10 protein-coding genes are annotated in these 14423 nt (G+C 53.7%); 3 read left to right on the forward strand and 7 right to left on the reverse strand.

What is annotated here, in order from left to right:
• Positions 1-9: 9 nt before the first annotated feature.
• Both mfd and AC2T28_RS07510 read right to left on the reverse strand, forming a co-directional pair.
• A complete protein-coding gene (mfd, locus tag AC2T28_RS07505) occupies positions 10-3471 on the reverse strand; it encodes a transcription-repair coupling factor (protein WP_486748354.1) in 3462 nt (1153 codons plus the stop codon).
• A gap of 43 nt (positions 3472-3514) precedes the next feature.
• Positions 3515-4036: a component of SufBCD complex gene (locus AC2T28_RS07510; protein ID WP_486748355.1), complete on the reverse strand. Its 522-nt coding sequence runs from the start codon at positions 4034-4036 to the stop codon at positions 3515-3517.
• 166 nt (positions 4037-4202) lie between these two features.
• On the opposite strand from AC2T28_RS07510, the gene hemB reads away from it, so the two are divergent.
• Together hemB and AC2T28_RS07520 are read left to right on the forward strand one after the other, a co-directional pair.
• Positions 4203-5201, forward strand: coding sequence for a porphobilinogen synthase (gene hemB, locus AC2T28_RS07515; RefSeq protein WP_486748356.1), 999 nt, complete (start codon positions 4203-4205; stop codon positions 5199-5201).
• A gap of 150 nt (positions 5202-5351) precedes the next feature.
• Positions 5352-5927 carry a lipid-binding SYLF domain-containing protein gene (locus AC2T28_RS07520; RefSeq protein WP_486748357.1) on the forward strand — a complete coding sequence of 192 codons (576 nt, stop codon included), beginning with the start codon at positions 5352-5354 and terminating at the stop codon, positions 5925-5927.
• Positions 5928-6023: 96 nt separating this feature from the next.
• On the opposite strand, the gene AC2T28_RS07525 is transcribed toward AC2T28_RS07520, so the two are convergent.
• Positions 6024-6896 carry an NAD(P)-dependent oxidoreductase gene (locus AC2T28_RS07525; RefSeq protein ID WP_486748358.1) on the reverse strand — a complete coding sequence of 291 codons (873 nt, stop codon included), beginning with the start codon at positions 6894-6896 and terminating at the stop codon, positions 6024-6026.
• A gap of 113 nt (positions 6897-7009) precedes the next feature.
• Between AC2T28_RS07525 and AC2T28_RS07530 the strand changes: the two genes are divergently transcribed.
• Positions 7010-9484 (forward strand): penicillin acylase family protein, encoded by a 2475-nt coding sequence (locus AC2T28_RS07530; protein ID WP_486748359.1) that lies wholly within the window; start codon positions 7010-7012, stop codon positions 9482-9484.
• Positions 9485-9535: 51 nt separating this feature from the next.
• Here the strand turns inward: AC2T28_RS07530 and hflX are convergent, their stop codons facing one another.
• The 4 genes from hflX to trkA form a co-directional block, all read right to left on the reverse strand.
• Positions 9536-10807, reverse strand: a complete 1272-nt coding sequence (gene hflX / locus AC2T28_RS07535; protein ID WP_486748360.1) for a GTPase HflX — start codon at positions 10805-10807, stop codon at positions 9536-9538.
• Positions 10807-11046, reverse strand: coding sequence for an RNA chaperone Hfq (gene hfq / locus AC2T28_RS07540; RefSeq protein WP_008204623.1), 240 nt, complete (start codon positions 11044-11046; stop codon positions 10807-10809). Before hfq ends, hflX begins: the two co-directional genes overlap by 1 nt.
• A gap of 135 nt (positions 11047-11181) precedes the next feature.
• Complete coding sequence (locus AC2T28_RS07545) at positions 11182-12636, reverse strand: TrkH family potassium uptake protein (protein WP_486748361.1); 1455 nt, start codon at positions 12634-12636, stop codon at positions 11182-11184.
• A 79-nt stretch (positions 12637-12715) separates the two neighbouring features.
• Positions 12716-14092: a Trk system potassium transporter TrkA gene (trkA, locus tag AC2T28_RS07550; protein ID WP_486748362.1), complete on the reverse strand. Its 1377-nt coding sequence runs from the start codon at positions 14090-14092 to the stop codon at positions 12716-12718.
• Positions 14093-14423: the final 331 nt, after the last annotated feature.

The raw sequence follows: 14423 nt of genomic DNA on the forward strand, positions 1-14423 counted from the left end.
GCCGACCAATCAGGCCGGTTTCTTCTTTTTCTTTTTCGCGGCGACGACCTTTTCAGCCAGATCGCGGGCAATGGCAAAGGCACCTTTGATCTTGTCGCCATCACTGCGCCAGTCGCGGCGTACCACGATCTTGTTGTCTTTGACCTTGGCGAGGCCATCCTGTGACTGGATGAATTCAACCAGCCCTGTAGGCGAGGCAAACTTGTCGTTGTGGAACTGAATGGTCGCGCCCTTGGGACCACCGTCCAGCTTGGCGATCCCTGCCCGTTTGCACATCGCTTTGATCCGCACCACCAACATCAGCGTGTTGACCTCTTTCGGGAGTTTGCCAAAACGGTCAATCAGTTCTGCGGCAAAGCCTTCGAGTTCAACTTTGGTTGTCAGCGACGACAGACGACGGTAAAGGCCCAAACGCACATCCAGATCGGGCACGTATTTTTCTGGGATTAGAACTGGAACACCAAGATTAATCTGCGGGGCCCACTGGTCGTCGCTATCTGACAGGCCTTCCAATTCACCGGCTTTTATCTTGGCAATCGCCTCTTGCAGCATCGATTGGTACAGCTCGTACCCCACATCGCGCATTTGGCCGGATTGTTCCTCACCCAGCAGGTTGCCAGCGCCCCTGATATCAAGGTCTTGCGAGGCCAAGGTAAAGCCAGCGCCCAGCGTGTCGAGCGAGCCCAGCACCCTCAGGCGCTTTTCAGCAGTCGCCGTTAGCTTGGCGCGGGGTTTGGTGGTGAGATAGGCATAGGCACGGGTTTTGGAACGACCAACACGTCCCCGGATTTGGTAAAGCTGCGACAAGCCAAACATGTCTGCCCGATGCACCACCATTGTATTGGCGGTTGGGATATCCAACCCGCTCTCAACAATTGTGGTCGCCAATAGCACATCATATTTACCATCATAAAAGGCATTCATGCGCTCATCCAGATCGCCAGCAGCCATCTGGCCGTGGGCTATGACATAGGTGACTTCTGGCATCTGCTCTTTCAAGAACGCTTCGATTTCCGGCAGGTCGCTCACGCGCGGGACCACATAGAAACTTTGGCCGCCACGATAGTGTTCCCGCAGCAACGCCTCGCGGATGGTCACAGCGTCAAACTCACTAACGTAAGTGCGGATGGCCAGACGATCGACCGGAGGTGTGCCGATGATCGACAGATCCCGCACGCCAGACAAGGAGAGCTGCAAGGTGCGTGGGATTGGCGTCGCAGTGAGCGTCAGTACATGAATATCACTACGCATCTGCTTTAGCCGCTCTTTGTGTCCGACACCAAAATGCTGTTCTTCATCGATAATCAAAAGGCCCAGACTGTTGAACCTGATCGCCTTGGCCAGCAAGGCATGAGTGCCGATCACAATGTCGACGGTTCCGCGCGAAATGCCATCGCGGGTTTTCTGAGCATCCTTTGCACTAACAAAGCGAGACAACTGCCTGACTTCCAACGGAAAGCCACGGAAGCGTTCGGCGAAACTTGCATAGTGCTGACGTGCAAGCAATGTTGTGGGAGCAACGATGGCCACTTGATAGCCCGACATCGCCGCAACAAAGGCGGCACGCATTGCGACTTCGGTTTTACCAAAACCTACATCGCCACAAATCAAACGGTCCATCGGCAGGCCCGACGTCAGATCGTCGATTACATCGGATATCGCACGCAGCTGGTCATCGGTTTCCTGGTAAGGAAAACGGGCTGAAAAGGCATCCCAGCTACCCGGAGGTGGATCCAACACCGGCGCCCTACGTAGCGCGCGTTCAGCGGCTACGCGGATCAACCGGTCGGCCATTTCCTTGATGCGCTCTTTTAGTTTGGCCTTCTTAGCCTGCCAGGCACCCCCACCCAAACGGTCAAGCAAACCCTCGTCGTGGCCGTATTTGGACAACAGCTCGATATTTTCGACCGGCAGGTACAGCTTTGCCTCTTCGGCGTACTGCAGCAAAATACACTCATGTGCCGCGCCAGCTGCTGTAACTACTTCCAAGCCCATAAACCGACCAATGCCGTGATCTACGTGCACAACCAGATCGCCGGGCGTCAGGGATTGGGTTTCGGTCAGGAAGTTCTCGGCTTTGCGGCGTTTACGCGGCGCGCGGATCAAGCGATCACCCAGCACATCCTGCTCGGCTATCACGGTCATGTCAGGTGTGACAAAGCCATTTTCCAGCGCCCATACAGCAAGGTACAAGCCCGTTTTCCCAATCCTTGTACCGTTTTCTGCTAGAATGACTTCGGAAAGGCCTTCGTCTTCGATTAAGCCCGTCAATCGTTCGCGTGCACCTTCCGAATAGGAGGCAACAACAACAGGCCCCTCTTTCAAGCGCGCTTTAATATGATCTGCCAACGAACCAAAAAGACTGACACTTTCCAGCTGCCGCTCGGGCGAGAAATTACGCCCGATGCGCCCACCAGCATCCACAACGCCCGGCCCGCTGGCCTGCGCCAATGGGAGCAGTTGGATAACACGCTGTTCACCGCTAAGCGCCTCTTCCCAGGCAGTGTCGTCTAGGTACAGCAAATCAGGAGGACAGGGTTTATACACCGTGTCCATCCGCCCCTTGGCCTGCATCGCCAATTTGCGGTTTTCGTATTGGTCTTCGATGGTATCCCAGCGCGACAACCGCGCCGGTGTGACCTGATCATCCAATGTCACCGTAGAATTGGGCAAGTAATCAAACAGAGTTTCGAGCTTTTCGTGGAAAAACGGCAACCAATGTTCGACCCCTTGATGCTTGCGGCCTGCACTGACGGCTTCGTACAGCGGGTCATCGGTGCCAGCCGCGCCAAACTCAATCCGGTAGTTCTGCCGGAACCGAGTGATCGCCGCTTCGTCCAGGATGACCTCGGATACCGGAGCCAGCTCAATCAGATCTAGCTTTTCAACAGTGCGTTGAGACGCCGGATCAAAACGACGGGCGCCATCCAGAACATCACCAAAGAGATCCAGCCGGATCGGCCCGGTTTGACCGGGTGAATAGATATCGATAATGCCGCCACGGATCGCGTAGTCGCCAGGTTCCATAACAGTGGGGCTTTGGGTAAAACCCATACGAACCAGGAAGGTGCGAAGCGCGTTTTCGTCAATCCTTCGCCCGACCTGAGCTGAAAATGCCGCTTCTTGCAAAACCCCTCGGGCCGGAACCCGTTGGGAGGCCGCATTAAGCGTTGTCAGCAGCACAAAGCGTTTCGGCATCTGGTGGACCAATGCCGCCAGTGTCGCCATCCGCGCAGCTGCGATATCCGCATTCGGAGACACCCGATCATAGGGCAGACAATCCCAACCCGGAAAGACAAACACAGGAACATCAGGCGCATAAAAGGCGAGTGCAGCGCGCATAGCCTCCATGCGCTTGTCATCACGCGCCACGTGAATAACAGGAGCATCGGTTTTTTCGACTTCATTCAGCACCAACCGGGCGTCAAACCCCTCGGGCGCGCCGCCCATGGTGATAACACGCTGAGCCATTATGCTCGTCTCCTATTTCGTCGTCATTGCCTGGTTAAGCAGTTCAAAGGAAACCATACTTTAGATTCTGATACATGCCCCAAAGTGCTGTCACAAAAATTGCTGCCGCACCGATAAGCTGGATATACAGCCTGCACCGCGTCAATGATTTGCGCAGCTCTGTGCCGGAAACATGATCCCGGATTATTGTATTCGCCGTAAACAGGCTGACAGTCGTAACCAGGCTCATGGGAAACATAAGTAGAAATACAGCCTGAGCAAATTCCACGTTGTAGAAAAAGCCTAGAACCGCCAGCCCCGACAAAATAAAACAGGCGAGTCCCAACAGCCAAACACCCGAGACCTGAACAATATATTGCATTCGGTTCACATTGACCCGAACGATATCTTCCAGATCCAATTGCGCCTGCCCACCGAGACGACCAGCGCGATAGACCATATCAATGGGAACACCCAGCACCCAATGGCTGGCCGAAGACCACACCACAGCAAGAGCAATCCAAAACCAAAGATTGGAGAACGATCGCAGATCGATCAGCTCAACCAAAGTATCAATCAAGTTCAATTCGGTGCTCCTTGCTGCACGCAAAGTCTAGTTGGGGCATATATCCACTGCCCAGCCCAACTGCACAAGGTCTATAGAGAATATTCCCAATTCATGACAAAAGTGCCCTTGTGATTGGCTGCAAAACTGTGCAAGCCAAGATGCTGTCATCTACAGGAGAAAACCAATGTCGCCGACTGTTGCCTCTTTTCCCGCTGCCCGGTTGCGTCGTACCAGAGCCACCGCGGCCATTCGGGATTTGGTGCGTGAAAACACACTAAGTGTCGGCGATTTGATCTGGCCTGTATTTGTTCGCGATGGCTCGGGTATCGAAGAACCAATCCCGTCGATGCCAGGCGTGGTTCGACGGTCAGTCAACAAGATTGCCGAGGCGGCAATTGAAGCACAGGCGCTTGGTATCCCGGCCATTTGCATATTCCCATACACCGATGCCAGTTTGAAGACAGAGGATTGCGCAGAAGCCTGGAACCCTGACAATCTGACCAACCGTGCCGTGCGCGCCATCAAGCAAGCCGCCCCTAATATCGCAGTCATGACAGATGTCGCCTTGGATCCTTACAATATCAACGGCCATGACGGGTTCGTGGTGGACGGTGAAGTTGTGAATGATGCCACTGTTGAGGCTCTGGTAAAGATGACACTGGCACAAGCTGAAGCCGGAGCCGATATCATTGGCCCGTCAGATATGATGGATGGCCGCATTAGCGCAATGCGACAGGCACTCGAAGCGGCTGGACATACTAATGTGATGATCCTGTCATATTCGGCCAAATATGCATCGGGCTTCTACGGCCCCTTTCGCGACGCAGTTGGCGCATCAGGTGCACTAATCGGAGATAAGAAAACTTATCAAATGGATCCGGCCAACGGCGACGAAGCCATGCGGCTGGTCCAGCGTGACTTGGCCGAGGGGGCCGACATGGTTATGGTCAAACCTGGCATCGCCTATCTCGACATCTGTCATCGGGTCAAATCGACTTTTGGTGTTCCAACCTTTGCCTATCAGGTCTCTGGTGAATACTCGATGATCCAGGCCGCGGCGCAAAACGGATGGATCGACGGTGAAAAGGTAATGTTGGAAAGCCTGATGGCATTCAAACGCGCAGGCTGCGACGGGGTCCTCACCTATTTCGCACCAGATGTTGCAAAACTTCTGAACGGTTAAGCCCAATCACTTGGTTTGGCCAATTTGTGTCAAGCGAGATGCCGCGCATGAAATTGCCTATACTGATGACAATCAGCGCGTTTCCTCTTATAAACCCAGTCAGAGCCGAAACAAACGGCCACAATCGAGCAAACACAGGCAGTGAATTTCATGACACGCACTCTTACATCAAAAATGACCCGTCGAGGTTTCGGCTTGGGGGCCCTGGCGACAACCGGACTGACGGCCGCATGTGGCAATGGCGTTGGCAGCAGTGGTGCGGCCACCATCGATGCACGTGTTGATGCAACACTAAGCCAGATGTACAGCCTTTATCCCAACACAATCACCCTGTCAGAAAAGTCGACCGGAATGTTGGTCATGCCGCTGGTGACCGAAGCCGGGTTTATGTTTGGCGGCGGTTATGGCCGGGGTGCGCTGCGCATTGATGGTGTCACGGTGGACTACTACAACACCGTCAAAGGTAATGCGGGTTTGCAAATTGGCGTACAGCAATACGCACATGTGTTGTTCTTCATGACCGAAGATGCGCTGAGCGGTTTCCGCCGCGCCTCGGGCTGGACCGCTGGCGCTGACGTTGGCTATGTAGTCAAAGACAAAGGCGATACGCTCTCGACAGATACCAATACGCTGACATCGCCTATTCTAGCTGCGATCTTTGGCCAGGCTGGTTTGCAAATTGGAGCCTCTTTGGAAGGTTCCAAGTATACGCGTATCATCCCCTAAGCACATCCATTTACACAAATCAAAACGCGCCGTTTGTGGCGCGTTTTGCATTTTTGGCAGATCAAACGCGTCTAGTCGCACGATTGTTCGGTTTGCTCAGCCCAGCAACCGAAGCCGTTTAAGCAGGCTGGACGTATCCCAACGACCGCCTCCTTGCTTTTGCACATCTTTGTAGAACTGATCCACCAGCGCCGTTACCGGCAGGCTTGCTCCGGTTTCATCAGCAGCATCAAGGCAGATGCCCAGATCTTTGCGCATCCAATCGACAGCAAACCCGTGTTCAAACTCATCATCAATCATGGTTTCATACCGGTTTGACATCTGCCAGCTTCCGGCTGCGCCCTGACTAATCACCTCGACCACAGCCCGGCCATCTAATTCGGCTTTTTCTGCAAAATGCAGGGCTTCACTTAGCCCTTGCACTAAGCCCGCAATCGCAATTTGGTTGCACATCTTAGTCATTTGCCCTGCGCCGCTGCCACCAATGCGGCGACAAATCCGGGCATAGGCATCCATGACCGGCATGGACAGATCAAACGCAGCCTCATCACCGCCGCACATCACCGACAGAACCCCGTTTTCGGCCCCAGCCTGGCCGCCAGAAATCGGCGCATCTACAAACGAAATGTCACTCTCGCCGGCAACGGCATACAGCTCGCGTGTCACTTTGGCCGACACAGTTGTGTGATCAACAAAAACAGCGCCTGGCTTCATACCAGCAAAAGCCCCGTCTTCGCCCGTACAAACAGCGCGCAGATCATCATCGTTGCCAACGCAGGCCATTACAAAATCTGCATCTGCCGCAGCTTCCTTTGGCGTTGCAGCCCAAGCGCCGCCGTGTTGCTGGCTCCAGGCTTCGGCCTTGGCAGCGGTTCGGTTGAAAACAGTCACCTGATGCCCCGCGGCCTGAAGATGCCCAGCCATCGGGTAACCCATTACTCCCAAACCCAAAAACGCTATTTTCGCCATCTGCTTTCCCCTTGATACGACTTAGCCTATGTTGGCGCGACCCTAGCAGCCGCGTCGAAAGGTTCAATCACCTTCGACGCCAGATCGACCAATACCCAAGGAACAAACCAAACATGGGACTCCTTTTCCGCTGGCTTATCCGAATTGCAGCATCATTAATTGTTCTTTTGGTTCTGTGCCTTGGCCTTACGTACTATTTGGCGTCTCAGTCTCTGCCGACATACGATAAGGACATCGCACTTCGAGGCGTATCTGCTCCAATTGAGATTGTACGCGATAACGCCAATGTGCCCCATATTTTTGGCAGTTTTGGAGCCAGCGACGAGGATGTCTACTTTGGCCTCGGCTACGCCCATGCACAGGACCGTCTTTGGCAAATGACTGTGTTGCGGCGCACAGTACAAGGGCGGCTTTCCGAGGTTTTTGGACCGCGCACTGTTGAAACCGACACATTGCTTAGACGGCTCGATCTATATCGTCTTGCTCAGCAATCTGTGAAGTCTCAGGATGCAGGCACCATCGCCGCACTGACCGCGTATTCAGCGGGTGTGAATGCCCGACTAAGTGAAATTAATGAACGTGCGCTAGGACGTGGAGCACCGGAAATGTTCCTGTTCAACACCCCGGTGGCCCCCTGGCAACCAGCAGATAGCATCGCGTTGATGAAGCTCATGGCGCTGAAACAGTCCGGGCAGCTCCAAGAGGAAGTTCTGCGTGCTCGAACCACTTTGATGCTGAATGATCCATCCCGACTACAAGATATCCTTCCAGATGCACCGGGTACTGGCGTTGCCGCCCTGCCAGAGTATGCGTTGCTTTTCCCCGGCCTGCCCCGTTACGCCCAAGTCGACCAGATGCCAGCTGATGCATTGTCGCCTATTGCTCCGCGCGCACTTGCCGGGGCGTCAAATGTTTGGGCCGCTGCAAAAAGCCGTTCCGCGGCCGGCGGCAACCTTTTGGCCAACGATCCGCATATGAAGCTGACAGCCCCGTCGCTTTGGTATCTTGCCCGTATGGAGCTGGCGACTGGTGGCGTCATAGGCGCAACATTGCCAGGCATTCCCGCTGTAATTGCAGGAAGATCTGATCAGCTGGGATGGGGCATTACATCGTCGTATGTGGATGATCAGGACCTGTTCATTGAAAAACTCAATCCCGATAATGTAGAAGAGTATCTGACGCCTAACGGTTACAAGCGTTTCAAATCCCGGCCCTCTATTATCGAGATCAAAGGTGCGCCGCCAATTACGCTTACGCTGCGCTGGACAGAAAACGGGCCTGTCCTACCGGGATCGCTCTATGGGCTTTCATCCGTTACCCCACCGGGCCATATCGCCAGCCTCAACTGGACTGCGCTGAGCTCTGCCGACACGTCGATGAGTGCTGCGATCAAATTGATGCGTAGCCAAAACGTGCAGGAAGCCTTGCGGGCTGGTGAAGGTTACATCGCGCCATCACAAAACCTAGTGATCACTGATCTAACCGATATCGCAATGAAAACGGTCGGCGCAGTTCCGCAGCGAGATGCCAACAGCCAAAGCCTGGGGCGTCTTCCCAGCCAAGGCTGGCGACGTGAAAACCGCTGGATCGGGACTGCGCCTTATGCATCCAATCCACAGTTTGTAAGCCCGCGTGGTGGTATCCTTGGCAACACCAACAACAAGGTTCTGGAACGTCCGTTTCCAAATCACCTGTCGTATAGCTGGGGCGATACACAACGTGTGCATCGCTGGCAAAAGCTTATGCAGACACGACAGGTTCATACGCGCGATAGCTTTATCGAGGCGCAGCTGGACACTGTCTCTTATACAGCTCGGACGCTGCTGCCACTGATCGGAGCAGATCTTTGGTTCACCTCTGGTGCAGCACCAGATGGAACACCAGAACGTCAACGACAAATCGCCCTAGATTTGCTGTCTCAGTGGAATGGCGAAATGAACGAACACATGCCCGAGCCGCTTATTTATGCGGCCTGGCTACGTGCTCTTCAGGCCCGTCTGATTGCGGATGAACTGGGGCCGCTGGCCTCTGAATTCAAACATGTTGAGCCGCTCTTTATTGAACGGGTCTATCGCAACATTGATGGTGCTGCTGCTTGGTGTGATGTCCGTCAAAGTGCACCACAAGAGACCTGCAGCGATATGGCAAAACTTGCGCTGGACGATGCGTTGCTTTGGATAGAAGAGCGCTATGGTTCCGCATTGGAATCCCTGCGCTGGGGCGATGCCCACCAGGCCACGCAAGATCACGAAATTTTGGGAAGTGTTCCCCTGCTCAGAGTGTTTGTGAATATTCGCCAATCCACAAGTGGTGGTGACAATACACTGCAACGCGGCCTCAGTTCAGCCCAAGATCCAAACCCGTTCCAGAACGTGCACTCTGCTGGCTATCGTGGCGTCTATGATTTTTCGGACCCAGATAGCTCGGTGTTTATTGCATCAACGGGACAGTCCGGACATTTTCTATCGCGCTATTACGACGACATGGCGCAACTGTGGAGACGTGGTGAATACATTCCAATGTCTCTTGATAATGATCTAGCAAGGGCTGCCGCAGTTGGCATCACACGCATTCAACCTTTGCAATAAGGTTGCTACTTGTGGTGAAAACGAAGGTTCATCTTGCAGAAGTCAAGGCGCTTAGAGCGCCTTGAACTGAGATTTCTGTCTATCTGTCCACAAAACGCTAATCTCAAACCCAGTTTCGGTTTGCTCTTCACGTTGAACGATATCCTGCTGAAACAACCAGGCACGCTGTTTCCCCTGAGAAAACTCAAGGCTAAGCAGCTCTTCATGGCGCAAGATCTGCAGTTTCTCGGCTATCTCTTGCAACAGCCCAGGCAAGCCTTCTCCGGTCAGAGCTGAGATGGCATGGATACCCTCTTCGCGCTCGGCTCTTTGCTTGCGTGCCTCGGCTTCTTCATCAGAGAGCTGATCAAGCTTGTTCCAGACCTCAATCCGGGGGCGGTCTTCGTCGACCCCCAAAGAACTCAGGATGGTCTCGACATCTGCGGCCTGATTGACTGTGTCTTCGTGACTGATGTCACGCACGTGGACCACCAAGTCAGCGCCCAGCACCTCTTCGAGAGTTGCCCGAAATGAAGCAACCAGTTCGGTTGGAAGATCTGAGATGAACCCAACCGTATCCGATAGAATGATCTCAGGGCCGTCTTCCAATTCAACCCGACGCATTGTTGGATCGAGCGTGGCAAACAACATATCCTTGACCATGACCTCGGCCCCGGTCAACCGGTTGAACAAAGTGGACTTGCCTGCGTTGGTATACCCTACCAAGGCTACAATCGGATACGGAACTTTGGCGCGTGCTTCACGGTGCAGCGAGCGTGTTTTGACAACTTTTTCAAGCTGTCGACGCAGACGCACAAGTTGATCGTCAATGGCACGTCGGTCAGCCTCGATCTGGGTTTCACCAGGTCCGCCAACAAAACCCAAACCGCCCCGCTGACGCTCTAGGTGAGTCCATGCCCGAACCAATCGGGTGCGCTGATAACTCAGCGCAGCCATTTCAACTTGTAGGACACCTTCGCGGGTGCGGGCCCGATCCGAGAAAATCTCGAGGATCAGCCCTGTTCGGTCGAGAAGCTTAACGCCCCAGGATTTTTCAAGATTACGTTGCTGTACCGGTGAAACAGGTCCGTCGATCAAAACCAGATCGATGTCATTTGCCTTAAAGACCGCAGCCAGCTCTTCAATTTTACCGGATCCAAACAGCTGGCCAGAGTGTGCCTTGGGCAAGCGCACAACATTTGATCCGATCACATCGAGATCAGGGAGGGCCGCTGCCAGCGACACACCTTCCTGCAACGCAGGTTCGGCCGGACGACGTCCGCTATTTGACTTTATATCCGGATGCAGAACCCATGCGCGGGTCTGAACCTTGTCATGCTCCATCAAGAGGCGTCTTCACCTTCATAAAGGCTGATCGGCTGAGCTGGCATGATGGTAGAGATCGCATGTTTATAAACCAGCTGTGACTGGCCATCACGGCGCAGTAGAACACAGAAGTTGTCAAACCAAGTAATCACACCTTGCAGCTTCACACCATTGATCAGGAAAATTGTTACTGGAACCTTTGTTTTACGCACATGATTCAGGAACGCGTCCTGAAGGTTCTGTCTGTCCGAAGCCATAAGTTTGATCTCACTTTTTTTCTTGTTGCGCACTGCGGATCAGCGCGACTCTTGCTATTCCCAAGTATGGACACAGAAATTCTATGTTTCCAACCATAAATCAGTGGGTGTTGCTGTCTTGCATAGTTAATTGGGTCAATTTCGCCATAGATTTGGCGTCAATAAAGCGATGATGGCCAATGTTTCGAGACGCCCCAATACCATCGCAAGGCACAGTACCAGCTTGGCAGAAGGTGCTAACAATGCCAACGAGATCGATGCATCTCCGGCGACATTGATCAATGGCCCCGTTGTCGACAAGGCGGCAATGGCCAGAACCAGCGCCTGCTCAAAATCGGCTCCCAGTGCCGCCAAGCTTATGCTGATGACCGCCAAAGTCAGCGCAAATAACATAAAGAAGACCCAGGCAACAAAGGCTCCGTTCTTTTGTAACCGCTTGTTCCCTGCCCCTTCACCGCTGACTGACGACGGATGCACCAGCCGCTCCATCTCGCGTAAACCGTTGAGGTAAAGCGCATAAACACGAAGCAACTTGACGCCTCCTGCGGTTGTTGCAACTCCGCCACCGACAAGTGCCAATCCAAGCAGGATCAAACCAGGGGTTTCCAGTCCTGACCACCGTTGCGCTGAAACCCAGTCAGCGCTTTCAAAACCTGTTGTGGAGAGAAAGGACATTACCGTAAAAATGCTCCCCCATAACGAGCGGAGTGCCTGTGTCAGGTTTTCTGAGGCGCTCACCTCAAATGCAGCAACCCAATGTCGCAAAAACAACAGCAACGGAATGCCAAGAACCAATATCAGGCCAATCCTAAACTCTGGATCTCTGTCCAGCCGCACGTGACCTGAGGTGGCCGTATCAGTTGAAAAGGTCAGCCGTGACAAGGCAAAAAACATGAACAGGAACATGACCATTTCGCCGGCAAGCCCGCTATTGGCGTTTTCTACGCCGCCAACGGCTGATATTCCCGACGTTGCCATCACTGACATTGCATGGCTTAGCCCAATCAGGCTTCTTTCACCCGACATCATCAGTAAGACCCACAAAGCCAGTGTCAGGCCAACATAAATTGGCACCAAAGTCTTGGTGACCAGAACCAACTGACGCCGTGGATCACCGCGCTGCATGTGAATTGGGGTTTTAGCACCCCGGCCCGGCTCTCCGCGTGCGGTGACTTCAAACCCGCCCAACGACAATGGGGCCAGCACTGCCGAGGCTGCGACCCACATCAACAGGCCTCCCATCCAGGCCACCTGCGCCCTCCATAAATGGAGGCTTGGAGGGAGTCTTGTGGGGTCGGCAAAAATATCGGCACCGGTGGTCGTAATCGCACTCACCATATCAAAGTAGGCGTTCAGGTAGCTGGTATTTTGCAAGGCATCATAGGTTGGAACCGCAAGAAACAACGGAAGAACCGCAAAGGTTGCCAGCAACGACAGGAGCTGCCCCAACATTCCATAGCGTGGCACCCTATTGCTCACCGATAGCCCTATGAAAGTGACCAGCATCAACCCGACAATGCTGGAGTAGAAGAAACTCTGCGATGTGGGATGATCATCCAATACCAGTGCATGCGCGGCCGGCAGCCACATGGATAGCGATGCAATTGCCCAAATCAGCAAGAAAAGAGGCAATCGAAGGATGCGAGGAGAGGTTGACGTTTGCGCCATTCTAGAAGAAGTCGATCGAGACCTGCATCAGGCGCTCAACCTCGGGCACGTCATCCGCCATCGCAAACAAAGCGACAATGTCGCCCTCTTCAATTCTAAGCTTTCCACTGGGGCGCAGTACTTCGCCCTCTTTATAGATAGCGCCAACCAGCACCCCTTCGGGAAAGTCGATGTCTTTGATTGTTTTGCCTGCCATCGGAGAGGTCGACATCACCTCCGCCTCAATCACTTCAGCCTCGGCGTCCCCAATCGAATACACTTGGCGCACCCGTCCGTGGCGAATGTGGCGCAAAATAGAACTAACCGTTGTTGAGCGCGGATTGATATAGGCATCAATTCCAAGCGGCGCCATCAAAGGCACCAGAGTTGGGTCATTAATAAGAGCAATCGCCAATGCACAGCCTTCGGCCTTGGCACGGACTGCGGCCAGCATGTTTGTCTTGTCATCATCGGTCACCGCCAGCATGGCATCTGCCCGGTCAATCCCCGCCTCGGACAGGATGGCTCGATCCAGACCATCCCCGTTGAGAACAATTGTGCGTTCCAGCGCCTCGGCGGCGTGTTCGGCCTTTTTACGATCTCGTTCGATCATTTTGGCGCGAGTGCGACCGGTACGTTTTTCCAGGGCCTTGGTGACTTCTAGCCCAACATTACCACCGCCAACGATAACGACGCGATCTTGTTTTTTCTCGGTCTTTCCAAAAACTTCCATGGTGCGGCTAACGTCATCTATGTGGGTGAACACATAACAGTTGTCGCCAACAAACAACTGATCCCCAGGTTCCGGTGCAAATAATGTGCCTTCGCGCCGTACACCGACCACAATGGAGCGTAGTGTCGAAAATAGATCGGTAAGCTGCCGCAAAGGTGTGTGCACAACCGGGCAATCCTCATCAATCGTAATACCCAACATCTGGGCATTCCCGTCCATGAATGTTTCAGTATCAAAGGCAGATGGCGCCGATAACCTTTGCATTGCTGCAGCAGCTACTTCGCGCTCAGGGCTGATCACCACATCAATTGGCAAATGATCCCGGCGGTACAGATCGGAATAAATCGCATCCAGATAGCTTTGCGAACGCAATCGGGCGATCTTTCGCTGGATGGAAAAAACAGAATGTGCCACCTGACAGGTCACCATGTTGACCTCGTCCGAGTGGGTCGCGGCGATGATCATATCCGCATCAGCGGCCCCTGCCCGCTCCAGCACATCGGGGTAGGATGCAAACCCGGCAATCCCCTGCACGTCCAGAGTATCGGTTGCCCTGCGAACTAGGTCAGGATTATTGTCAACAACAGTTACGTCGTTGTGTTCGCCGGATAAGTGCCGGGCAATCTGCCAACCAACTTGACCAGCGCCGCAGATGATGACTTTCATAATATTATGCCCCTAGGCGCGTTTTGCCGCTATTTTGAATGACAGAAGCCTAGAACTGGGTCAATTCAATTGTAACTTTGAATTTGAGAGAGCTGTGTAATTCTATGATTAGATCCATCAAAGCACCATTAGCTTTCACCATTGCGCTGGCAGTCGTCGGCTGTGCCCCCTTGCGGATATACTACAAACCGGGCGCCGAGGTGTCACGGATGCAGACCGATAGCCTAACCTGCGAAACAAAGGCACTAAAAGACGCCCCTGTAGCCAATGAAATCCGTCAAAGCCCCCCGATGTATTACCCCGGGCGTCAAATTTGTAATGGACCGGATTG

It is taken from the genome of Parasedimentitalea nitratireducens (assembly GCF_057444295.1).

Coding starts and splice junctions, on each gene's coding strand:
- hflX (WP_486748360.1), bottom strand. CDS start 10,807: ATGGAGCATGACAAGGTTCAGACCCGCGCATGGGTTCTGCATCCGGAT.
- trkA (WP_486748362.1), bottom strand. CDS start 14,092: ATGAAAGTCATCATCTGCGGCGCTGGTCAAGTTGGTTGGCAGATTGCC.
- AC2T28_RS07530 (WP_486748359.1), top strand. CDS start 7,010: ATGGGACTCCTTTTCCGCTGGCTTATCCGAATTGCAGCATCATTAATT.
- hfq (WP_008204623.1), bottom strand. CDS start 11,046: ATGGCTTCGGACAGACAGAACCTTCAGGACGCGTTCCTGAATCATGTG.
- AC2T28_RS07545 (WP_486748361.1), bottom strand. CDS start 12,636: ATGTGGCTGCCGGCCGCGCATGCACTGGTATTGGATGATCATCCCACA.
- AC2T28_RS07525 (WP_486748358.1), bottom strand. CDS start 6,896: ATGGCGAAAATAGCGTTTTTGGGTTTGGGAGTAATGGGTTACCCGATG.
- AC2T28_RS07520 (WP_486748357.1), top strand. CDS start 5,352: ATGACACGCACTCTTACATCAAAAATGACCCGTCGAGGTTTCGGCTTG.
- mfd (WP_486748354.1), bottom strand. CDS start 3,471: ATGGCTCAGCGTGTTATCACCATGGGCGGCGCGCCCGAGGGGTTTGAC.
- hemB (WP_486748356.1), top strand. CDS start 4,203: ATGTCGCCGACTGTTGCCTCTTTTCCCGCTGCCCGGTTGCGTCGTACC.